We start from the raw sequence: 20398 nt of genomic DNA, 5'->3' as shown, positions 1-20398 counted from the left end.
GGAGATACAACACATGACTGAAATCAAATATGCGGGCCAGGTGGCCCTGGTCACGGGTGCAACGCGTGGCATCGGTGCGGCCATTGCGCACGAACTGGCGGTGCGTGGTCTGATCGTTATCGGTACCGCCACCAGCGACGAAGGCGCTGCCCGGATCACCCAGGCGCTCGCAGGCGTGCCCGGTGCGGCCGCAGGCAGCCGCGGCGCGACGCTGGATGTGAACAATGCCGCTGCCGCTGAAGCCCTGATCGACGACATCACCAAGGCGCATGGGGGACTGCAGGTGCTGGTGAACAACGCCGGCATCACGCGCGACATGCTCGCCATGCGCCTCAAGGACGAGGACTGGGATGCCGTGCTCGACACCAACCTGAAGGCCGTGTTCCGCATGAGCCGCGCCGTGATCCGTCCCATGATGAAGCAGCGCTATGGCCGCATCATCAGCATCACCAGTGTGGTGGGCGCATCGGGCAACCCCGGACAAGCCAACTACGCGGCGGCCAAGGCCGGTGTGGCGGGCATGACGCGCGCGCTGGCCCGTGAGCTGGGCAGCCGCAACATCACGGTCAACTGCGTGGCGCCGGGGTTTATCGAAACCGACATGACGGCAACGTTGCCGGAAGAGCAGCAAAAGGCGCTGCTGGGCCAGATTCCGCTGGGTCATCTGGGCAAGCCGGCCGACATTGCGCACGCTGTGGCGTACCTCGCGAGCCCGCAGGCGGCCTATGTCACAGGACAGGAACTGCACGTCAACGGTGGCATGTTCATGTCCTGAAGGCAGGACGCCCCATTCAATTTTCGACGCCGACAAAGCCGTCCGGCGGGCCGTCTGGAGGCCACTCTCTAGCCCGGCTAAAATGACGGTCTGTCATCCAACCACCCTCAGAGGGACTTATGAGCGATATCGAAGCACGTGTTAAGAAAATCATTGCCGAACAACTCGGTGTGGAAGAAGGCCAGGTCACGCATGAAAAATCTTTCGTAGCCGACTTGGGCGCCGACTCGCTCGACACGGTGGAACTCGTGATGGCCCTGGAAGACGAATTCGGTATCGAGATCCCGGACGAAGACGCCGAGAAGATCACCACGGTGCAAAACGCCATCGATTACGCCATGGCGCACCAGAAGGCCTGATCCTTCATGGTCCAACGCAGGGCCTTCCCATGGGGCACGGTTCCCCGGGGAAAGCATTGCATTTCACGCACCCTGATGCGTGGGGGAATTCAATGAGTCGTCGTCGCGTCGTCGTGACCGGCTTGGGATGCATCAGCCCCGTGGGCAACACGGTGTCTGAGTCCTGGGCCAACATTCTTGCCGGCAAATCCGGTATTGATCGCATCACCAAGTTTGACGCGTCAAATTTCACCTGCCAGATCGCAGGCGAGGTCAAGGGCTTCAATGTCGAGTCGTACATGTCTTCGAAAGAAGCACGCACGATGGACGCATTCATCCATTACGGGATCGCAGCTGCCGCACAGGCCGTGGCGGACTCCGGTCTGCCCACGTGTGATGCGCTGGGTGAAGAAATGGCCACCCGGATCGGTTGCAACATCGGCTCCGGGATCGGCGGCCTGCCGATGATCGAAGCCACGCACACTGAACTCATGAACCGGGGTCCGCGCCGCGTTTCGCCGTTCTTCGTGCCCGCCTCGATCATCAACATGATCTCTGGCCATGTCTCGATCAAGTTCGGGTTCAAGGGCCCCAACATCTCGATCGTGACGGCCTGCACCACGGGTCTGCACGCGATCGGCATGTCGGCCCGGATGATCGAATATGGCGATGCCGACGTGATGTTGGCCGGTGGCTCGGAGTCCACGGTGTCGCCGCTGGGCGTTGGCGGTTTTTGCGCCGCCCGCGCGGTGTCCACGCGCAACGACGACCCCGCGACCGCATCGCGTCCCTGGGACAAGGACCGCGACGGTTTTGTGCTGGGCGAAGGTGCGGGCGTGGTGGTGCTCGAAGAATACGAGCATGCCAAGGCTCGGGGCGCCAAGATATATGCCGAGGTGTTGGGTTTTGGCATGAGTGCCGATGCCTACCACATGACCGCGCCCAATGTGGACGGCCCACGCCGTTCCATGCTGATGGCGTTGAAGAATGCGGGTGTCAATGCTGATCAGGTCGATTACCTCAATGCGCATGGGACTTCCACGCCACTGGGTGATCTGAACGAGACCAACGCCATCAAGGCGGCACTGGGCGATCATGCCAAAAGGACCGTTGTGAACTCCACCAAGTCCATGACCGGGCACCTCCTGGGCGGTGCGGGTGGTATTGAGAGCGTTTTCACCATCCTGGCTTTGAATGAACAGAAGAGCCCGCCCACCATCAACATCTTCAACCAGGATCCGGAGTGCGATCTGGACTACTGCGCCAACACGGCGCGTGACATGAAGATCGATATCGCCATCAAGAACAACTTTGGTTTTGGTGGCACCAACGGCACCTTGGTGTTCAAACGCGTCTGAGCCCGTTGACCGCGATAGGGGTCTGACGGCCTGATCATGCGCAACGCCCCATCGGTTCTGTATCCGGTGGGGCGTTGTGCTTTCTATGCGCGGTGGCTGTTGGGGCTCGGTGCGCTGGGTCTTCTGGCACTGGCTGGCGGATGGTGGGTGAGCGGCAACACGTCCTGGGCTGCGGGTGTTCCATGGTTGGGCGCTGTGCTTTGGTTGTCGTGGATCGGGTTCGCCACCTGGAGCTGGCAGCGAACGCCGGAGGGCTTGTTGCAGTGGGATGCGCTGGCCGATTCAGCGACGGGACAACCCCTCGCAGGCGCCTGGGTCTGGTCCAGCGAAGCGTACCAGGACGGTGTGACCTTGCTGCGGGTCGATACAGTGCTGGATCTGCAAAGCCTTGTGCTTTTGCGATTGCACTACCCGGATGCTGCGAGCAGTTGGGCCTGGGTCGAGCGGACACGTGAGCCCGCGCGCTGGAACGAATTGCGTCGCGCGCTGGTCGCACACAAGCGTCAAGGCTCTGCGTTCAGCTGATCCATCGCAGCGTTGTTCAGACCCGTCCAGCGGCATGACGTCCCTGCACGGCGTGACCGTGGATCGGGGCATCGTCAGGCTTGGGGTATATTTCCGCGGCCCCCTCTTGCCGCATGACACAACCCGAAGACCACACCGCCCCCCCGCCGCCCGACAGCGATGTCATGCTGGTGCAGCGTACGCTTGCCGGCGAGCAGCGCGCGTTCGAGTTGCTGGTCATCAAGTACCAGCGAAGGGTCGAGCGCCTGATCGGGCGCATGGTGCGCGACGTCGACCTGGTGCAGGACATCGCCCAGGAGACCTTCATCCGGGCTTACCGGGCGCTGGCGCAGTTTCGGGGTGACGCCCAGTTCTACACCTGGCTTTACCGCATCGCGGTCAATACGGCAAAAAAGCAGCTGCTGGAACTCAAGCGCGACCCGCTGATCTTCCAGTCCCAGATGAAATCAGCGGAGGATGATGAAACTTCCGGCTCCGAACGTGAACTAAATTCCAACGCGGTCGATCACGAGACGCCTGAGGCGGTGCTGGCCAGCAAGGAAATTGCCGAAGCGGTGAACGCCGCCATGGATGCGTTGCCGGAAGAGTTGCGCATGGCGATCAGCCTGCGGGAAATGGACGGTTTGAGCTACGAAGAGATAGCTCTGGCGCTGGATTGCCCCATTGGTACGGTGCGTTCCCGCATCTTCCGGGCGCGTGAAGCGATATCGGGCCGCATCAAGCCCATGCTGGAGCGCCAGTCCGGCAAACGCTGGTGACGCCGAATGGGGCGTGGTGTGAACGGGGCTTGAACCCTAAAGTTTTTTTGGATATCAACCATGAATGCCGAACAAGACAACGTGAACGTGCGCCAGCCTGCGGGGTCCGGTGTGCCGTTTCATGCCGACTGGGGTAGCGATCTGGCGGGTGCACTGTCTGCGTTGACCGATGATGAGATCGGTGCGGACGAGCTGGATGCCCTGCTGGCCGATCACGACCACCGCGCCGCATTGTGCGCCGACTGGCATGCCTACCAGGTGATTGGCGATGTGCTGCGTGGCACGGCGCCTGCCTTGTCGAACCACTCGCCGCAGGCCTTCTTGGCAGGTATCCATGTGCGTCTGCAGCTCGAAGAAGGGCCGCAAAGCAGCCCTGCGAGGCCTGCCGTGATGGCCCAAGTGCGTGGGCATGCGGCGAACGATCCGGTGATGCGCTGGAAGATGGCCGCGGGTCTGGCCTCGTTGGCTGCCGTGGTGGCGGTGAGCTGGAGTGTGATGCGGGGCGCGCCGGGTGCGGATGGTGGGGTGGTTGCAGCGCCTCAACTGGCTCAGGTGGTAGCGCCCACAGAACCGGCGAATCCGGTAGTCGCCGGATCGAACACAGGGTCAACCAACGTGGCGGTGAGTACCGGGCAGGGCATCTTGATTCGCGATGCGCGGCTTGAGCAGATGCTGGCGGAGCACCGGCAGTATGGCGGCATGTCTGCGTTGCAGATGCCGGCGGGTTTCCTGCGCAATGCCACCTACGATACCGCTCCGCAGCGCTGATGCTCATGTCTCCTCATCTGTCGTTCGGTCGGTTTCTGTCGCGTGGCTTGGCCGTACCCATGACCCGCTCCGGTCACTGCGCTCACCGGTGCACCGGGCTGCATCCATGGTCTGCGCTGGTCCTGGTCGCTTTGGTCTTCGGGCTATGGCAGCCTTTGGCTCAGGCTCAGGCTCAGTCACAGGGTCTGACCGCGGTGCCGGCGCGCAGTGTCAATGAGTGGCTTACCCGAATGCAGGAAGCATCGCGGCAGCGGGCCTATACGGGCACGTTGGTGGTGTCGGCTGGTTCGGTCATGTCGACCTCGCGTATCTGGCATGTCTGCGATGGTGTGCAGCAGATGGAGCGTATCGAGATGCTCACCGGCGCACCGCGAACCACCATCCGCCGCAACAACGAAGTGATCACCTTTGTTCCCGACACCAGAACCGCCTGGATCGAAGAACACGAGTCGCTGGGCTTGTTTCCCGAGTTGCTGCGCACGCCAGCCAACGCCATTCCAAAATACTACGAGGTGCGTGAGACCGGGGTGCAGCGCGTGGCTGGGCATGCTGCCGATGTGGTCGAGATACTCCCCAGAGATCCTTTCCGGTTTGGTTTTCGTATCTGGTCTGAACAGAAAACCGGTCTGGTCGTGAAGCTGCAGACACTGGGCGAGCGGGGCGCCGTGCTGGAGCAACTTGCCTTCTCCGAGCTCCAGATGGACGCACCCGTGCGCATGGACAAGCTGCGCAAGATGATGAAGGACACCCGTGGCTATGAGGTGGTTCGACCGTCGCTGAAAAAAACCACGCCCGAGGCCGAGGGCTGGCATTTCAAGGAGGCGGTTCCAGGCTTCCTGCGCATGAGCTGCCACTCCCGGGAGTCCGGTGATGCCAACGAAGTTTCTTCGGTGCCCATGCAGTGCGTTTTTTCGGATGGATTGGCCTCGGTCTCGTTGTTTGTCGAGCCGCTGGATGCCCGCCGGCATGGCCCGGAAACCAGCGCGGTGATGGGCGCCACCCATTCGCTGGGCATGCGTCTCGGCAACCATTGGCTCACCGTGTTGGGCGAGGTTCCGCCGGCCACACTCCAGCGGTTTGCCCAGGCACTTGAGCGCACGCGTTGAACTGCCGGTCTGTGGGGCGGGTGCCTGAATGTGCCTTTTCTCCCTGTGTCTTCAGTACTATTGCCTGTCTGAATAGGATCAACATGACATTCAGTAAATCGAATCACGCTTCCCTGTTCAACATGGCCGCCGCAGGGATGCTGGCGCTGGCCGGCTCCGCAGCGCTGTTGTCGCCTGCGCCATTGGCTGCTCAGGGCGTTCTGTCTGCGCCCAGCGTGCGCGGCTTGCCCGACTTCACCGATCTGGTCGATCTGGTTGGGCCCTCGGTGGTGAATATCCGTACGCTGGAGCGAGCCAGAGCCAGCGAGGAAGCGGCCTCCGGAACAGATGAACAGATGCTGGAGTTCTTCCGCCGTTTTGGTATTCCGATTCCACCCGGCCTGTCGCCTCGCGGTCCACGTCAAGAGCGTGGTCCATCCGACGAGACGCAGCCGCGGGGTGTGGGTTCTGGCTTCATTCTCAGCAGCGACGGCCTGGTCATGACCAACGCGCATGTGGTGGACGGTGCCGACGAACTGATCGTCACCTTGCCGGACAAGCGTGAATTCAAGGCCAAGGTGGTGGGTGCTGACAAGCGCACCGATGTGGCGGTGGTCAAGATCGAGGCGAGTGGTCTGAGTGCGGTGAAGATTGGTGACGTGAACCGCCTTCGTGTGGGCGAATGGGTGATGGCCATCGGGTCGCCCTTTGGGCTTGAGAACACCGTGACGGCCGGGATCGTGAGTGCCAAGAAGCGCGACACCGGAGACTTCCTGCCCTTTATCCAGACCGACGTGGCGATCAATCCTGGCAATTCCGGTGGTCCGCTCATCAACATGCGCGGCGAGGTCGTGGGCATCAACAGCCAGATCTACTCGCGCTCAGGCGGCTTCCAGGGCATCTCGTTTGCCATCCCGATCGACGAGGCGGTGCGCGTGTCGGACCAGCTCCGCGCGACCGGGCGCGTCACGCGTGGGCGCATCGGTGTGCAGATCGATCAGGTCAGCAAGGAGGTGGCTGAGTCGATTGGTCTGGGAAGGCCTCGGGGGGCGCTGGTGCGGGGTGTCGAAGACGACTCGCCAGCGGCCAAAGCCGGGCTGGAGCCGGGCGACATCATTCTGCGTTTCGATGGCACGGAGATCGACAAGTCGGTGGACTTGCCGCGGCTGGTGGGCAATACACGACCCGGCAGCAAGAGCCGTGTGACGGTGTTCCGGCGCGGCTCGCAGCGGGAGTTGAGCATCACGGTGGCCGAGCTGGAGCCCGAGCGCACAGCCTCGCGCCCGACCGCTCCCGAGCCTGCCAAGCCACAGCCGGCGGGTGCAGCCAAGGCTCTGGGCTTGACGCTCTCTGATCTCACGCCCGCGATGAAGAAGGAGCTCAACCTCAAGGGCGGCGTGCGTGTGGAGAGCACCGAGGGTGCGGCTGCGCGCGCTGGCTTGCGCGAAGGCGATGTGATCGTCGCCGTCGCCAACACCGACACCGGTAGCGTCGCTGAACTGGAGGCGGCACTGGTCAAGCTCGACAAGTCGCGCCCTGTCAATGTGCTGTTCCGTCGCGGCGATTGGGCACAGTACACCGTGATCCGCCCGAGCCGATGAAACCGGACAAAACTCGAATCCACCCCAACTGAGGTCAATAACCCACTGATCTTTATGGTATTTGGGGCTTGTGGGGCGGGGTGGCGGGTACGCCACACACCGCTTGTCTGCCGCGATACACGGTTTGCCTCCCGCTACAGTGAGTGAATGCTCACAAGGCTCCGGTTTCTCCTGACCGAATTCGATAAAATCGGGCCGGTTCCGGATCGATTCCTTCGTCGAGGCACTGCATCGGTTCACGATGTGAGAATCGCGCCAGATCGGCCTCGGTCATCCACAGATGCTTCACAAGAGCACTGGATTTCCTGTGAATGAATTGTGGATAAGTCCCATGTTGCTGCGCTGCAACAAGCCTCGGTTGGCGTTTGTCGGGTTTGCATTCCGGGCTTTTTGCCTACAATGAAGTCCCAACTATCGCAGTTGCCATTGATTGTTGGTTATGGGCGCGTCAACAGCTGACGCGCCCTTTTTTATGGTCCCCCGCAACCTCGTGCGTGGGCACTTTGTTCCCCTGGTAGAGCTGTTTTCTTGATGAACCACATCCGCAATTTTTCGATCATCGCGCACATCGACCACGGCAAGTCCACGCTGGCCGACCGCATCATTTCCCTCTGTGGTGGCTTGTCCGATCGCGAGATGAGCGAGCAGGTGCTGGACTCGATGGACATCGAGAAAGAGCGCGGCATCACCATCAAGGCGCAGACCGCAGCGCTCAAATACAAGGCGCGCGACGGACAGGTCTACAACCTCAACCTGATCGACACGCCGGGGCACGTGGACTTCTCTTATGAAGTCAGTCGCTCCCTCTCGGCCTGCGAAGGCGCGTTGCTGGTGGTGGATGCCAGCCAGGGCGTTGAGGCGCAGACCGTTGCCAACTGCTACACCGCGCTCGACCTGGGTGTGGAGGTGGTGCCGGTGCTCAACAAGATGGACCTGCCCAACGCCGATCCCGAAAATGCCAAGAGCGAGATCGAAGACGTGATCGGCATCGACGCGACCGACGCCATTCCCTGTTCGGCCAAAAGCGGCATGGGTGTGGAAGACATCCTGGAGGCCGTCGTTGCGCGCATTCCTGCACCCAAGGGCAATCCCAACGCACCGCTGCGCGCCATGATTGTGGACAGCTGGTACGACGCCTATGTGGGCGTGGTGATGCTCGTGCGCGTGGTCGACGGTCAGCTGCTCAAGGGCGAGCGGTTCAAGATGATGGCCACCAACACCGTCTACAACGCCGACAACCTGGGCGTTTTCACGCCTGGCAACGAACCGAGAGACGCGCTCAAGGCCGGTGAAGTGGGCTACATCATTGCCGGCATCAAGGAGCTGCAGGCGGCCAAGGTGGGCGACACCATCACGCTGGAAAAAAAGCTGCCCAACAACCTCGGTCCGGCCGAAGAGGCGCTGCCCGGTTTCAAGGAAGTGCAGCCGCAGGTCTTTGCCGGTCTGTACCCGACCGAGGCGAACCAGTACGACGGCCTGCGCGACGCGCTGGAAAAACTCAAGCTCAACGACGCCGCGCTGATGTACGAGCCCGAGGTGTCGCAGGCGCTGGGTTTTGGTTTCCGTTGTGGTTTTCTGGGCCTGCTGCACATGGAGATCGTGCAGGAGCGACTGGAGCGCGAGTTCGATCAGGACCTGATCACCACCGCGCCCAGCGTGGTGTACCAGGTGGTCAAGCCCGATGGCGAAGTCATCATGGTCGAGAACCCGTCCAAGATGCCCGACCAGGGGCGCATGGAAGAGATCCGCGAGCCCATCGTGACCGTGCACCTCTACATGCCGCAGGAATACGTGGGCGCGGTCATGACGCTGGCCAACCAGAAGCGCGGCATGCAGCTCAACATGGCCTACCACGGCAAACAGGTCATGCTGACCTACGACATGCCGTTGGGTGAAATCGTGCTGGACTTTTTCGACAAGCTCAAATCGGTGAGCCGTGGCTACGCCTCCATGGACTATGAGTTCAAGGAGTACAGAGCGGCCGATGTGGTCAAGGTCGACATCCTGCTCAACGGAGAGAAGGTCGATGCGCTGTCCATCATCGTGCACCGCAGCCAGTCGCAGTACCGTGGCCGGGCCGTGGTGGCGAAGATGCGCGAAATCATCAGCCGGCAGATGTTTGACGTGGCCATTCAGGCTGCCATTGGCGGCAATGTGATCGCGCGCGAGACCATCAAGGCGTTGCGCAAGAACGTGCTGGCAAAATGTTACGGTGGCGATATCAGCCGCAAACGCAAACTCCTTGAGAAACAGAAAGCAGGCAAGAAGCGCATGAAACAGATTGGCTCGGTTGAAGTGCCCCAAGAGGCTTTCCTCGCGATTTTGCAGGTGCAGGACTGATGCAATCCACGATGAGCGCCATCACGGCGGTGGTCCTGGCCGCCTTTGCCGCTTATGCGGGGGCGTTTTTCTTTGGCTATGTCGAAGGCAACTTCGCCCTGTTGCTGATGCTGGCCACGGCCATCACCGGTTTGTACTGGGTGGCGGAGAAGCTGGTTTTCCTGCCTCAGCGCCAGCGCGATGCGCAACGGCTGCTGAACGCTCGGGAAGACCGTGCTGCGGCCTTGCATCAGCAGGGCTTTGGCGGGACCGACGTCGACGTGGAGCCTGCTCGCCAGCGGTTGCTGATGCAGCCGTGGTGGCTGGACTGGACGGCAGGCCTGTTCCCCGTGATCCTGGCGGTGTTTGTGCTGCGCTCCTTCCTGTTCGAGCCGTTCAAGATTCCCTCCGGATCCATGATCCCCACCTTGCGCGTGGGGGACCTGATCCTGGTGAACAAATTCCACTATGGCATCCGGCTGCCCGTGTTCAACACCAAGGTGATCGCGAACAACGAGCCGCAGCGTGGCGATGTGATGGTGTTCCGCTATCCCCCGCAACCCAGTCTGGACTACATCAAGCGCGTGGTGGGTGTCCCGGGCGACGAGGTGGCTTACCTCAACAAGCAACTGAGCATCAACGGCCAGCCGGTGCCGCGCAGCCAGGAGCCTGAGTTCTTTGACAGCGATGTCATGCGTTACGCCAAGCAGTTCGGGGAAAGCCTGGGGGGGCGGAGCTACAAGACCCTGAATGACGAGGACCGGCCGGCTTTCGTCTCGGGTACCACGGAGTTCGCCTACAAGGACAACTGCCGCTACTCGGTGGAGGGGGTGGTCTGCAAGGTGCCTGACGGGCACTACTTCATGATGGGCGACAATCGGGACAACTCCCTGGATTCGCGCTACTGGGGCTTCGTGCCCGAGGCCAACATTGTGGGCAAGGCCTTCTTTGTCTGGATGAATTTTGGCGATCTCGGGCGCATCGGATCGTTTGAGTGAGTTTGACCATCTTGGAGAAAAGAACCATGAAACTGAAGCAAAGGCAACAAGGTCTGACTTTTTTTGGCTTGTTGATCGTCGGCATCCTGCTGGCCTTCGCGGGTGTGATCTTTGCGCAATTTGTGCCCACCTATATCGAGTTCATGGCGGTGGAGAAGGCGGTTCAAAAGGCATCGGAGGGCACCACCGTGGCCGAGGTGCGCAGCATTTTTGACAAGGCAGCCACGATTGATGACATCACCACCATCACTGGCAAAGACCTGGAAGTGGGCAAGCAGGGTGACCGGGTGGTGGTTTCATTCGACTACCAGCGCGAAATCCCGCTGGTGGGTCCGGCCTATCTGGTGATGAAGTACAAGGGCAGCTCCAAGTGAGTGGGCCTTGTGCAAAGGGTGCCGCCTGATTTGACCCCGGAACTTCTCGCGCTGCAAAAGCGCCTCCAGCACCCGTTTGCCAATCCGCGCCTGCTGGAGCGTGCGCTGACCCACCGCAGTTTCACGTCCGACCACAACGAGCGCCTGGAGTTTTTGGGCGACTCGGTGCTCAATCTGGCCATTTCCGGTCTGCTGTTTGAAAAACTCAGTCAGCTGCCCGAGGGTGATCTCTCGCGGGTGCGGGCGAACCTGGTCAAGCAGGACACGCTGTTCCAGATCGCATCCGTGCTCGGACTCTCTGCTTGCCTGCGCTTGGGCGATGGCGAAAAGCGCTCAGGGGGCCACAAACGCCCGTCGATCCTGGCCGATGCGCTCGAAGCCATCATCGGCGCGGTGTACCTGGATGCGGGCTTTGAGGTGGCCGCCGCGATGGTGCGCAGGCTTTACGGCGATGTTGAACTGAACGCCCAGATGAGCGCCATGGGCAAGGACCCGAAGACCGAATTGCAGGAGTGGCTGCAGGCGCGCAAAATGAAGCTGCCGGTTTACCGCGTGGTGGCTACCCTGGGCGAAGCCCATAAACAGACGTTCGATGTGGAATGCACAGTGACGGAAACCGGTCGCAGCGAACGTGGTATCGGTGCTTCGCGTCGCGCGGGTGAGCAGGCCGCAGCGGCGGCCATGTTGCAGCACCTCATGGCGGAGTGACCCGCCTCCCGTTCCCGAAACACGCCGCTTGCGTCATTTCTCTCTTTGCCCTTGGCGTTGACCCGTCAGCACGAATCCATGTCCCGAAAAACCGTTCCCATGCCCGCTCCGTCACAGCCTGCCACACCTGTGGCCAACCCTGAGCTTGACGCCATGCTGGCCCGCGCCCTGGGCAACCCCGGTGAGGTTGAAGCCGAGCAGCCCGAAGCGGCGTTGCAAGAGCCCGAGCCTGTCGATCCGGCGGCCCAGCATTGCGGCTTCGTGGCCATCGTGGGCAAACCCAACGTGGGCAAATCGACCCTGCTCAATGCCTTGGTCGGCCAGAAGGTCAGCATCACCTCGCGCAAGGCGCAGACCACGCGACACCGCATCACGGGTTACCGCACCGTCGGGCCGACGCAGTTCGTGTTCGTGGACACGCCGGGTTTCCAGACCCGGCATGGCAATGCGCTGAACCGGGCACTCAACAAAACTGTGCTGGGCGCGGTGAACGATGTGGACCTGATCCTGTTCGTGGTGGAGGCCGGGCATTTCAACCTGGCCGATGCCAAGGTGCTGGACCTGTTGCCGGCGAACGTGCCTGTGGTGCTGCTGGCCAACAAGTTCGATCTGGTGCACCGGCGTGGCGACCTCGCGCCCTGGCTGCGCTCGATGCAGGAGCGCCACGCGTTTGCCGAGTTCGTGCCGATGTCGGCCAAGAACACCAAGGACATCCAGCGCCTGTTTGCGATCTGTGAGAAATACCTGCCGCAGCAACCCTGGATGCACGATCCGGAGGAGCTCACCGACCGCAGCGAGCGCTTCATGGCCAGCGAGATGGTGCGTGAAAAGCTCTTCCGCCTGACCGGCGACGAGCTGCCCTACACATCCACCGTCATCATCGACAAGTTCGAGCAGGAAGGCCGGCTCAGGCGCATCGCAGCGACCATCGTGGTGGAGCGCGATGGCCACAAGGGCATGGTGATCGGCGACAAGGGCGAGAAGCTCAAGCGCATCGGTACCGAGGCGCGTCAGGAACTGGAGAAACTCTGGGATTGCAAGGTGTTTCTGGAGTTGTGGGTCAAGGTGCGTTCGGGCTGGGCCGATGACGATGCGCGCGTGCGCTCGTTTGGCTACGAGTGAAGTCTCCGCAAGCGAACCATGGCCACGCGCCGGTTTTCTGAAGAACCTGCTTTCGTCCTGCACCGCTACGACTGGAGCGAGTCCAGCCTGGTGCTGGAAGTGTTCACGCGTCACCATGGCCGCGTTGCGCTGGTGGCCAAGGGGGTCAAGCGGCCCACGTCCCAGTTCCGTCCGGTGCTGTTGCCGCTGCAGCCACTGCACCTGAGCTGGGGCGGCGACGCCGAGGTGCGCACGCTCAAGTCGGCCCAGTGGCAGGGCGGGCATGTCATGCCCACCGGCGAGGCGCTGCTCTCCGGCTGTTATCTCAACGAACTGCTCATGCGCCTGCTGGCCCGGGACGATCCGCACGCGGCCCTGTACGACCACTACACCCTGGCGGTGCAGTTGCTGGCCGAGCGGGCCGATGCACAGCAGCTCATCCTGCGCGCGTTCGAGTTGCTGCTGTTGCGCGACATCGGCCTGCTGCCCGATCTGGCGCAAGAAGGCAATACGCTGGCGTCTCTGCACGATGGTGTGTTCTATGTGCTGGACCCGGAGAGCGGTCTTCGTGCGGCGCATGGCGACGATGCGCATGCCCTTTCTGGGGAGCAGTGGCGTTCGCTCCAGATCGCGATGGACGAGGCCGATCCCCTCATCGCCACCCTGCGCGCCTGTGTCGGTTGCCAGCAGGCGCTGCAGCCGCAGTTGCGCAACCTGCTGCACTACCATAGCGGTGTGCGGGTGTTCAAGACCCGCCAGCTGATGCTGGATGTGCAGGCCATGGGCCGACCTCGCGCATCGCCCGAAGCGGCTTCCACCAACCTCCAGACCACGCCATGACCACGGCTTTACTTCCACGCACCGCGCTGTCGGTCAACCTCAACAAGGTCGCCCTGGTGCGCAACACCCGGCACCTGGGTATCCCGTCGGTCACTCGGGCGGCCAGCTTGTGCCTGCAGGCCGGGGCACACGGCATCACCGTGCATCCCCGTCCCGATGAACGCCACATCCGGCCCCACGATGTGTCCGATCTGGCGGAGCTGCTCAAAGCCTGGCCCGATCGCGAATACAACATCGAAGGCAACCCGTTTCACAACCTGATGGATGTTGCTCGCGAGGTGAAAACCAAGGGCCTGCCGCTGCACCAGCTGACCTTCGTGCCCGACAGCGAAGGCCAGTTCACGAGCGACCACGGCTGGAGTTTTCCACAGGATGCCGAACGCCTGCGGCCTCTCATTGCCGAAGCGCAGGCGCTGGGCGCGCGCGTGAGCCTGTTCATGGACCCGGAGCCCGCCGCGATGGCCGCGGCCAGGACCGTGGGTGCGGATCGGGTGGAGCTCTACACCGAACCCTACGCCGCCGCCTGGCACACGCCGCAGCGGGCCAGCCAGCTGGAGCGCTACCGTGCCGCCGCGCAGGCCGCACTGGACGCGGGCCTGGGGGTCAACGCAGGGCACGACCTCAACCGTGAAAACCTCACGACCTTCCTGCGCACCGTTCCAGGTGTGAGCGAGGTGTCGATCGGTCACGCGCTGATCGCCGATGCGCTGGAGCTGGGCTACGCCGCCACCATCGCTGACTACAACCTCTGCATCGAAGAGGCTTTTTCGGTCACCTGAGGCCGTTGCTTTTCATCCAACCCAACGCCCGATCCAGCGGGCGCGAACTTTCATGATCTTCGGCATCGGCACCGACATTTGCGACATCCGCCGCATGGAGGCCACGCTGCATCGCCAGGGTGAACGCTTTGTGCGCAAGGTGCTCAGCGAGGGCGAGTTCGCCGTCTGGCAGCGGCGCAACGCGCGCTGGCCACGCCGCGGCCTGAGCTATCTGGCGACGCGTTTTTCGGCCAAGGAAGCATTTTCCAAGGCCATCGGTCTGGGCATGCGTTTGCCCATGAGCTGGCGGCGCTGCGAAATTGCCAATCTCCCCAGCGGTCAACCGGTGATCGTGCTGCATGGCGATCTCAAGACCTGGTTCGAGGCGCAGGGTCTGCGTGCACACGTGACCGTGACCGACGAGACCGACTACGCGGCGAGCTTTGTGGTGGTCGAAAAGGATGACGCCCACGCGCACTCCGGGGCCGCACGTATCGACTCGGGCCGACCAGGCAGCGAAACCTGACCACTTGACCGCTCAAAAAAATCCACCATGCATCAACACGCTCCTCTCATCATTGATGTCGCCGGCCACAGCCTCACCACCGCCGAACGCCAGCGCTTGGCCCATCCCCTGGTGGGTGGCGTCATCCTGTTTGCCCGCAACTGGTTGGACCGTGCCCAACTGACCAAACTGTGCCGCCAGATCAAGGCCGTGAGGCCCGACCTGCTGATCGCGGTGGACCACGAAGGCGGGCGTGTGCAGCGCTTTCGCACCGACGGTTTCACCCACCTGCCACCCATGGCCGCCTTCGGCGGGCTGTGGCTGTCGCCGCCGAAGAAAGGCGAAGGTGAGGGCGGTCCCGCGATGCGCGCGACCAACGCCGCCACGGCCGCCGGCTACGTGCTCGGCGCCGAGTTGCGTGCCTGTGGTGTGGACCTGAGCTTCACGCCGGTGCTCGATCTGGACTACGGTGAAAGCTCGGTCATTGGCGACCGCGCCTTCGCGCGCGACCCGCGCGTGGTGTCGTTGCTGGCGCAGGCGCTGATGTTCGGCCTGCAGCAGAGCGGCATGGGCAACTGCGGCAAACACTTCCCGGGCCACGGCTTCGTCAGGGCCGACTCGCACTTGGCGATTCCGGTGGACAAGCGCAGCCTCAAGGCCATCCTGGCCGAAGATGCCGCACCCTACGGTTGGCTCTCCAGCAGCCTGCAGGCGGTGATGCCCGCGCACGTGATCTATCCCAGGGTGGACAGCCGACCTGCGGGATTTTCGTCGCGCTGGTTGCAGGACGTGCTGCGCCACCAGCTCGGTTTCACCGGCGCCATCTTCAGCGACGACCTGAGCATGGAAGCGGCGCGCCACATCGACGGGCGCGACGTGAGCTTCGCCAAGGCCGCACTGGCCGCACTCACCGCGGGTGGCGACATGGTGGTGCTGTGCAACCAGTCTGTGGTGGATGGTGGGTCGCCGATCGACGAGGCCATTGAAGCCTTGTCGCGAGCACAGGTGGAGGGGTTGTGGAGCCCCAATCCCGCGAGTGAAGACCGGCGCCTGGCGCTGCTGCCGCGCGCTGCGGAGATGGACTGGGACACACTGATGGTGAGTGCGCGCTACATGCACGCACTCTCCCTGCTGCCCTGAATCAGCGTTCCACGCCCATCCGGTCGAGCAGATCGGAAATCAGCTCCAGCCGCAGCAAGGGATTGTCCAGCGTCATCAGCCGGTGTTTGAGTTCGGCCGGTGCGGGCAGGAGTTCGGCCCAGCGGTTGGCCACCCAGCCGCTGTCGTCCCACTGGTAGGGCGGCTGCAGCGGCAGCTCGTTCATGGCCTCTGGCTCGCGCTCCTGCAGGTTGTGCAGCAAGCGTTGCAGCGCGTCGCGCGTGGGCAAGAGGTGTTCGGGCACCGGGATCACGGGCTCAGCGTCGTCGAGTTGCACATCGCCCACCCACAGTCCGTGCGGCAGTTGATGGCTGGCGGTCACATGAAAGCGCTGCAGGCCGCGGCAGTGAATGACCAGCAGTCCGGGCTGTGGCCGCTCCAGCTGTTCGATGCGCGCCAGTGTGCCCACGGGATGAAACACCTCACGCGCAAAGGTGCCACCGCTGGGCGGTGCATTTGGATCGATGCGCCGTACCTCGCTGCCCTCGGACAGGCAGACGACGCCGAACGGCGCGCCGGCCTTGTGGCACCGGCTGATCATGTCGAGGTAGCGCACTTCGAAAATGCGCAAGGGCATCCAGCCGCCGGGAAACAGGACGGTCTGCAGCGGAAACAGAGGCAGTTGCGACAGGACCAGCGGTGCTGTCTCCGGTGTTTCACTCAATCGGCAACCACCGCGTCGGCACTCTGGCGCTGCAGCATGGCGAGCGCGCTGGCCACCGTGGTGCGCAGTTCGCGCCGATCGCAGATGAAGTCGACTGCGCCCTTGGTGATCAGGAACTCGGCACGCTGAAAGCCTTCGGGCAGCTTCACGCGCACGGTGTTCTCGATCACGCGCGGGCCGGCGAAACCGATCAGTGCCTTGGGTTCGGCGATCACCACGTCGCCCAGGAAGGCGAAACCGGCCGAGACGCCACCCATGGTGGGATCGGTCAGCACGCTGATGTAGGGCAGGCCCTTCTTGGCCAGCCGGGTGAGGGCGGCGTTGGTCTTGGCCATCTGCATCAGCGAGAGCAGGCCTTCCTGCATGCGCGCACCGCCGGTGGCGGTGAAGCAGACAAAGGGCACCTTCTGGGCAATGGCTTCTTCCACACCGCGCACAAAACGCTCACCCACCACCGAGCCCATGGAGCCGCCCATGAAGTCAAACTCGAAGCAGGCGGCCACCAGGCTGACGCCTTGTACCGCACCACCCATGACAATGAGCGCATCGGTCTCGCCCGTGGTCTCCAGCGCTTCTTTCAGGCGCTCAGGGTACTTGCGGCTGTCCTTGAACTTCAATGCGTCGACCGGCAGCACCTCCTGACCGATTTCATACCGGCCCTCGGCGTCCAGGAACGCATTCAGACGGGGCCGGGCACCGATGCGGTGGTGGTGGCTGCAGTGTGGGCAGACGTTCTGGTTCTTTTCCAGATCGGTCTTGTAGAGCACGGCCTCGCAGCTCGGACACTTGATCCACAGCCCTTCGGGCACGCTGCGGCGCTCGGTCGGGTCGGTGTGGGTGATCTTCGGTGGCAGCAGCTTTTCAAGCCAGGACATGGGTGTGCTCCTATGGGGAAGCCGGGCCCATGAGGCCCGGGAAAGTCAGGGGATTATGCGTCCAGCGCTTTTCGTATGGTGCGCAGGAATTGGGTGGCAACCGACACCACCTTTTCATGCGGCTCGTTCTCGATCAGCTGGATGATCTTGCTGCCGATCACCACCGCGTCGGCGCTCTTTCCTATGGCTTTGGCCGTTTCGGCATCGCGGATGCCAAAACCCACGCCCACCGGAATGCTGACGTGGGCGCGGATGCGCGGCAACATGGCCTCGACCTGACCCACGTCCAGCGTGCCCGCGCCCGTCACGCCCTTGAGCGACACGTAGTACACGTAGCCGCTGGCCACGCGCGCCACCTGCGCCATGCGCTCGTCGGTACTGGTGGGTGCGAGCAGGAAGATCAGGTCCATGTTGGCGGCGCGCAGGGTGGCAGCGAAGTCCTCGCACTCTTCCGGCGGGTAGTCCACCACCAGCACACCGTCCACTCCTGCGGCCGAGGCGTCGCGGACAAAGCTGCCGTCGCCGTGTTTCTGGTCATAGCGTTCGATCGGGTTGGCATAGCCCATCAGCACCACCGGGGTGGTGCTGTTGCGCTCGCGGAAGATCTTCACCATCGCGATGACCTGGGTCAGGCCAATGCCCAGCGCCAGCGCGCGATCGCCCGCCTTCTGGATCACCGGGCCGTCGGCCGAGGGGTCGGAGAACGGCACGCCGAGTTCGATGACGTCGGCACCGGCCTCGACCATGCCGTGCATCAGGTCGGGCGTGATGTCGGCATAGGGGAAACCGGCGGTGACGAAGGGGACCAGGGCCTTGCGGTTCTGTGCCTTCAGTTCGGCAAAGGTTATTTCGATGCGGCTCATTTGGTCACCTTGATGGTGGCGGTTTCCATGCCGCCTTTGACCGACTGCCCACGGCAGCTCGGTCGGCAATAGAAGTCGGCATTCGACAGGTCGGCCACGGTGCCGATGTCCTTGTCGCCGCGGCCGGAGAGGTTGACCAGGATCGACTGGTCGGGCCGCATGGTCTTGGCCAGTTTCATGGCGTAGGCCACGGCATGGCTCGATTCGAGTGCCGGGATGATGCCTTCGGTGCGGCACAGGTAGTGGAAGGCTTCCAGCGCTTCCTTGTCGGTGATGCCGACGTATTCGGCGCGGCCGATGTCTTTCAGGAACGCATGCTCCGGGCCGACGCCGGGGTAGTCCAGTCCGGCGCTCACGCTGTGGGTCTCGGTAACCTGGCCGTTGTCGTCCTGCAGCACATAGGTGCGGTTGCCGTGCAGCACGCCGGGGCTGCCTTTCTGCAGCGAGGCCGAGTGTTTGCCGCTGTCCAGGCCTTCGCCGGCCGCTTCCACGCCGATCAGGCGTGTGGCGGCGTGGTCGATGTACGGGTAAAAAATGCCCATGGCGTTGCTGCCACCGCCCACACAGGCGACCACCACGTCGGGCTGTTCGGTCTTGCAGCCAGCGGCCTTGAGCATCTGTGGCATCTGCACCAGGCACTCTTCACCGATCACGCTCTGGAAGTCGCGCACCATCATCGGATAGGGGTGCGGTCCGGCCACGGTGCCGATGATGTAGAAGGTGTTGTCCACGTTGGCGACCCAGTCGCGCATGGCCTCGTTGAGCGCGTCTTTGAGCGTCTTGCTGCCGCTTTCCACCGGCACCACGGTGGCGCCCAGCAGCTTCATGCGGTAGACGTTGGGGCTCTGGCGCTTCACGTCTTCACTGCCCATGTAGACCACACATTCCAGTCCGTAGCGGGCGCAGATGGTGGCGGTGGCCACGCCGTGTTGGCCGGCGCCGGTTTCGGCGATCACGCGCGGCTTACCCATGCGCCTGGCGAGCATGGCCTGGCCGATCACGTTGTTGATCTTGTGGGCGCCAGTGTGGTTCAGGTCTTCGCGCTTCAGGAAGATCTGCGCGCCACCTTGCTCACGGCTCATGCGTGCGGCGTGGTAGACAGGGGAAGGGCGGCCCACGAAATGCGCAAGCTCGCTCTGGAATTCCGCGAGGAACTCGGGGTCGTGCTGGTATTTCGCGTAGGCGGCTTTGAGCTCGTTGATGGCGTGCGTGAGCGTTTCGCTCACGAAGCTGCCGCCGTAGATGCCGAAGTGGCCGCGGGCGTCGGGTTGCTCGTAGGTGTTCATGGGTGTCTCGGTTCAATGGCCCGAGCGACCCGGAAACGGGTTCAGCTCGGATGGGATAAGTGGGTGTCGGCCGCGCGAACGGCGGCGACGAATGCGTGGATCTTGTCGGCGTCCTTGATGCCTTTCGACACCTCGACACCGGAACTCACGTCAACGGCCCAGGGCCGTACGCGGCTGATGCCATCGATCACGTTTGCAGGCGTGAGTCCACCAGACAAAACGAGGCGAGAGCTGGCGTTTAGAAGCGGATGTGACCAAGGGAAAGCGTTCCAGTCGAATGATTGACCTCCGCCGCCAAATCCCTCGACATGGGCGTCGAGCAAGATGGCCTGGGCGGCAGAAAAGTCTTGCGCGTATTTTAGGAGATCAAAGCCCGCCCCGGCGGGGCCGGTGGGTATGCGCGCCGCGCGCAGGAACGGGCGGCCAGCGGCCAGACAGTCGGCGGGTGTTTCGTCGCCGTGGAACTGCAGCAAGGCGTTCGGCACGGCCGCGGTGCCTTGCGCAATGAACGCCGGGCTGGCGTTCACGAACAGCAGCACCGGCGTGACGAAGGCGGGTAGGCGGCGTGCCAATTCCGCGGTGCGCTCGGGCGTGACAAACCGAGGGCTCTGGGGGTAGAGCACGAAGCCGATCGCGTCCGCACCGGCCTGCACGGCAGCGTCTACGTCGGATTCCCGGGTGAGACCACAGATTTTGATTCGTGTCCTGGAAGGTTTCATCGGCGGACGTTGCTTGTTCGAG

The 20398-nt window shown here is 62.9% G+C and carries 22 protein-coding genes; 17 read left to right on the top strand and 5 right to left on the bottom strand.

Translation table 11 applies throughout. The features are described 5' to 3' along the window. The first annotated feature begins 13 nt into the window (after positions 1-13). From fabG to nagZ, 17 genes are all read left to right on the top strand, one after another. On the top strand, positions 14-775 hold the full coding sequence (gene fabG, locus AC23D4_RS09030; protein WP_472890051.1) for a 3-oxoacyl-ACP reductase FabG: 762 nt from the start codon (positions 14-16) through the stop codon (positions 773-775). A 119-nt stretch (positions 776-894) separates the two neighbouring features. After that, positions 895-1134 (top strand): acyl carrier protein, encoded by a 240-nt coding sequence (acpP, locus tag AC23D4_RS09025; protein ID WP_177135589.1) that lies wholly within the window; start codon positions 895-897, stop codon positions 1132-1134. A 92-nt stretch (positions 1135-1226) separates the two neighbouring features. Continuing rightward, positions 1227-2471 (top strand): beta-ketoacyl-ACP synthase II, encoded by a 1245-nt coding sequence (gene fabF / locus AC23D4_RS09020; RefSeq protein WP_472890075.1) that lies wholly within the window; start codon positions 1227-1229, stop codon positions 2469-2471. Positions 2472-2507: 36 nt separating this feature from the next. Further along, positions 2508-2996, top strand: coding sequence for a hypothetical protein (locus AC23D4_RS09015; RefSeq protein ID WP_472890052.1), 489 nt, complete (start codon positions 2508-2510; stop codon positions 2994-2996). A gap of 113 nt (positions 2997-3109) precedes the next feature. Further along, positions 3110-3754 (top strand): RNA polymerase sigma factor RpoE, encoded by a 645-nt coding sequence (gene rpoE / locus AC23D4_RS09010; protein ID WP_305362929.1) that lies wholly within the window; start codon positions 3110-3112, stop codon positions 3752-3754. A gap of 60 nt (positions 3755-3814) precedes the next feature. Next, positions 3815-4522 (top strand): sigma-E factor negative regulatory protein, encoded by a 708-nt coding sequence (locus AC23D4_RS09005; protein WP_472890053.1) that lies wholly within the window; start codon positions 3815-3817, stop codon positions 4520-4522. Between the two features lie 5 nt (positions 4523-4527). Beyond that, positions 4528-5628 carry a MucB/RseB C-terminal domain-containing protein gene (locus tag AC23D4_RS09000; protein WP_472890054.1) on the top strand — a complete coding sequence of 367 codons (1101 nt, stop codon included), beginning with the start codon at positions 4528-4530 and terminating at the stop codon, positions 5626-5628. An 83-nt stretch (positions 5629-5711) separates the two neighbouring features. Continuing rightward, positions 5712-7208 (top strand): DegQ family serine endoprotease, encoded by a 1497-nt coding sequence (locus tag AC23D4_RS08995; RefSeq protein ID WP_472890055.1) that lies wholly within the window; start codon positions 5712-5714, stop codon positions 7206-7208. Positions 7209-7739: 531 nt separating this feature from the next. Then, entirely contained in the window at positions 7740-9548 is a 1809-nt protein-coding gene (gene lepA / locus AC23D4_RS08990) for a translation elongation factor 4 (protein ID WP_472890056.1), read from the top strand. Continuing rightward, positions 9548-10525, top strand: a complete 978-nt coding sequence (gene lepB, locus AC23D4_RS08985) for a signal peptidase I (RefSeq protein WP_472890057.1) — start codon at positions 9548-9550, stop codon at positions 10523-10525. Before lepA ends, lepB begins: the two co-directional genes overlap by 1 nt. 26 nt (positions 10526-10551) lie before the next feature. After that, positions 10552-10899, top strand: coding sequence for a DUF4845 domain-containing protein (locus AC23D4_RS08980; protein WP_472890058.1), 348 nt, complete (start codon positions 10552-10554; stop codon positions 10897-10899). Between the two features lie 30 nt (positions 10900-10929). Then, the gene (gene rnc / locus AC23D4_RS08975; protein ID WP_472890059.1) at positions 10930-11607 is read left to right on the top strand and encodes a ribonuclease III; all 678 of its coding nucleotides are present in this window, start codon (positions 10930-10932) and stop codon (positions 11605-11607) included. A gap of 99 nt (positions 11608-11706) precedes the next feature. Further along, complete coding sequence (gene era / locus AC23D4_RS08970; protein ID WP_472890060.1) at positions 11707-12729, top strand: GTPase Era; 1023 nt, start codon at positions 11707-11709, stop codon at positions 12727-12729. Between the two features lie 18 nt (positions 12730-12747). Continuing rightward, positions 12748-13548: a DNA repair protein RecO gene (gene recO / locus AC23D4_RS08965; RefSeq protein ID WP_472890061.1), complete on the top strand. Its 801-nt coding sequence runs from the start codon at positions 12748-12750 to the stop codon at positions 13546-13548. Continuing rightward, positions 13545-14327, top strand: coding sequence for a pyridoxine 5'-phosphate synthase (locus AC23D4_RS08960; RefSeq protein ID WP_472890062.1), 783 nt, complete (start codon positions 13545-13547; stop codon positions 14325-14327). The genes recO and AC23D4_RS08960 overlap by 4 nt, the downstream gene beginning before the upstream one ends. Before the next feature lie 52 nt (positions 14328-14379). Next, positions 14380-14832 (top strand): holo-ACP synthase, encoded by a 453-nt coding sequence (gene acpS / locus AC23D4_RS08955; RefSeq protein WP_472890063.1) that lies wholly within the window; start codon positions 14380-14382, stop codon positions 14830-14832. A gap of 27 nt (positions 14833-14859) precedes the next feature. Then, a complete protein-coding gene (gene nagZ / locus AC23D4_RS08950; protein WP_472890064.1) occupies positions 14860-15951 on the top strand; it encodes a beta-N-acetylhexosaminidase in 1092 nt (363 codons plus the stop codon). Between the two features lies 1 nt (position 15952). Here nagZ and AC23D4_RS08945 read toward each other — a convergent pair whose 3' ends face one another. The 5 genes from AC23D4_RS08945 to AC23D4_RS08925 are packed head-to-tail and all read right to left on the bottom strand — an operon-like array spanning position 15953 to position 20376. Next, the gene (locus AC23D4_RS08945; RefSeq protein ID WP_472890065.1) at positions 15953-16633 is read right to left on the bottom strand and encodes an LON peptidase substrate-binding domain-containing protein; all 681 of its coding nucleotides are present in this window, start codon (positions 16631-16633) and stop codon (positions 15953-15955) included. Further along, positions 16630-17508 (bottom strand): acetyl-CoA carboxylase, carboxyltransferase subunit beta, encoded by an 879-nt coding sequence (gene accD, locus AC23D4_RS08940; RefSeq protein ID WP_472890066.1) that lies wholly within the window; start codon positions 17506-17508, stop codon positions 16630-16632. Before accD ends, AC23D4_RS08945 begins: the two co-directional genes overlap by 4 nt. Before the next feature lie 53 nt (positions 17509-17561). Continuing rightward, on the bottom strand, positions 17562-18371 hold the full coding sequence (gene trpA / locus AC23D4_RS08935) for a tryptophan synthase subunit alpha (RefSeq protein ID WP_472890067.1): 810 nt from the start codon (positions 18369-18371) through the stop codon (positions 17562-17564). After that, positions 18368-19657 carry a tryptophan synthase subunit beta gene (gene trpB, locus AC23D4_RS08930; RefSeq protein WP_472890068.1) on the bottom strand — a complete coding sequence of 430 codons (1290 nt, stop codon included), beginning with the start codon at positions 19655-19657 and terminating at the stop codon, positions 18368-18370. The genes trpA and trpB overlap by 4 nt, the downstream gene beginning before the upstream one ends. Positions 19658-19698: 41 nt before the next feature. Then, a complete protein-coding gene (locus tag AC23D4_RS08925) occupies positions 19699-20376 on the bottom strand; it encodes a phosphoribosylanthranilate isomerase (protein WP_472890069.1) in 678 nt (225 codons plus the stop codon). Positions 20377-20398: the final 22 nt, after the last annotated feature.

The sequence above is a fragment of the Hydrogenophaga sp. L76 genome, assembly GCF_057654755.1.
The sequence above is the reverse complement of the archived record's forward strand: the minus strand, read 5'-3'. Positions and strand labels throughout refer to the sequence as shown.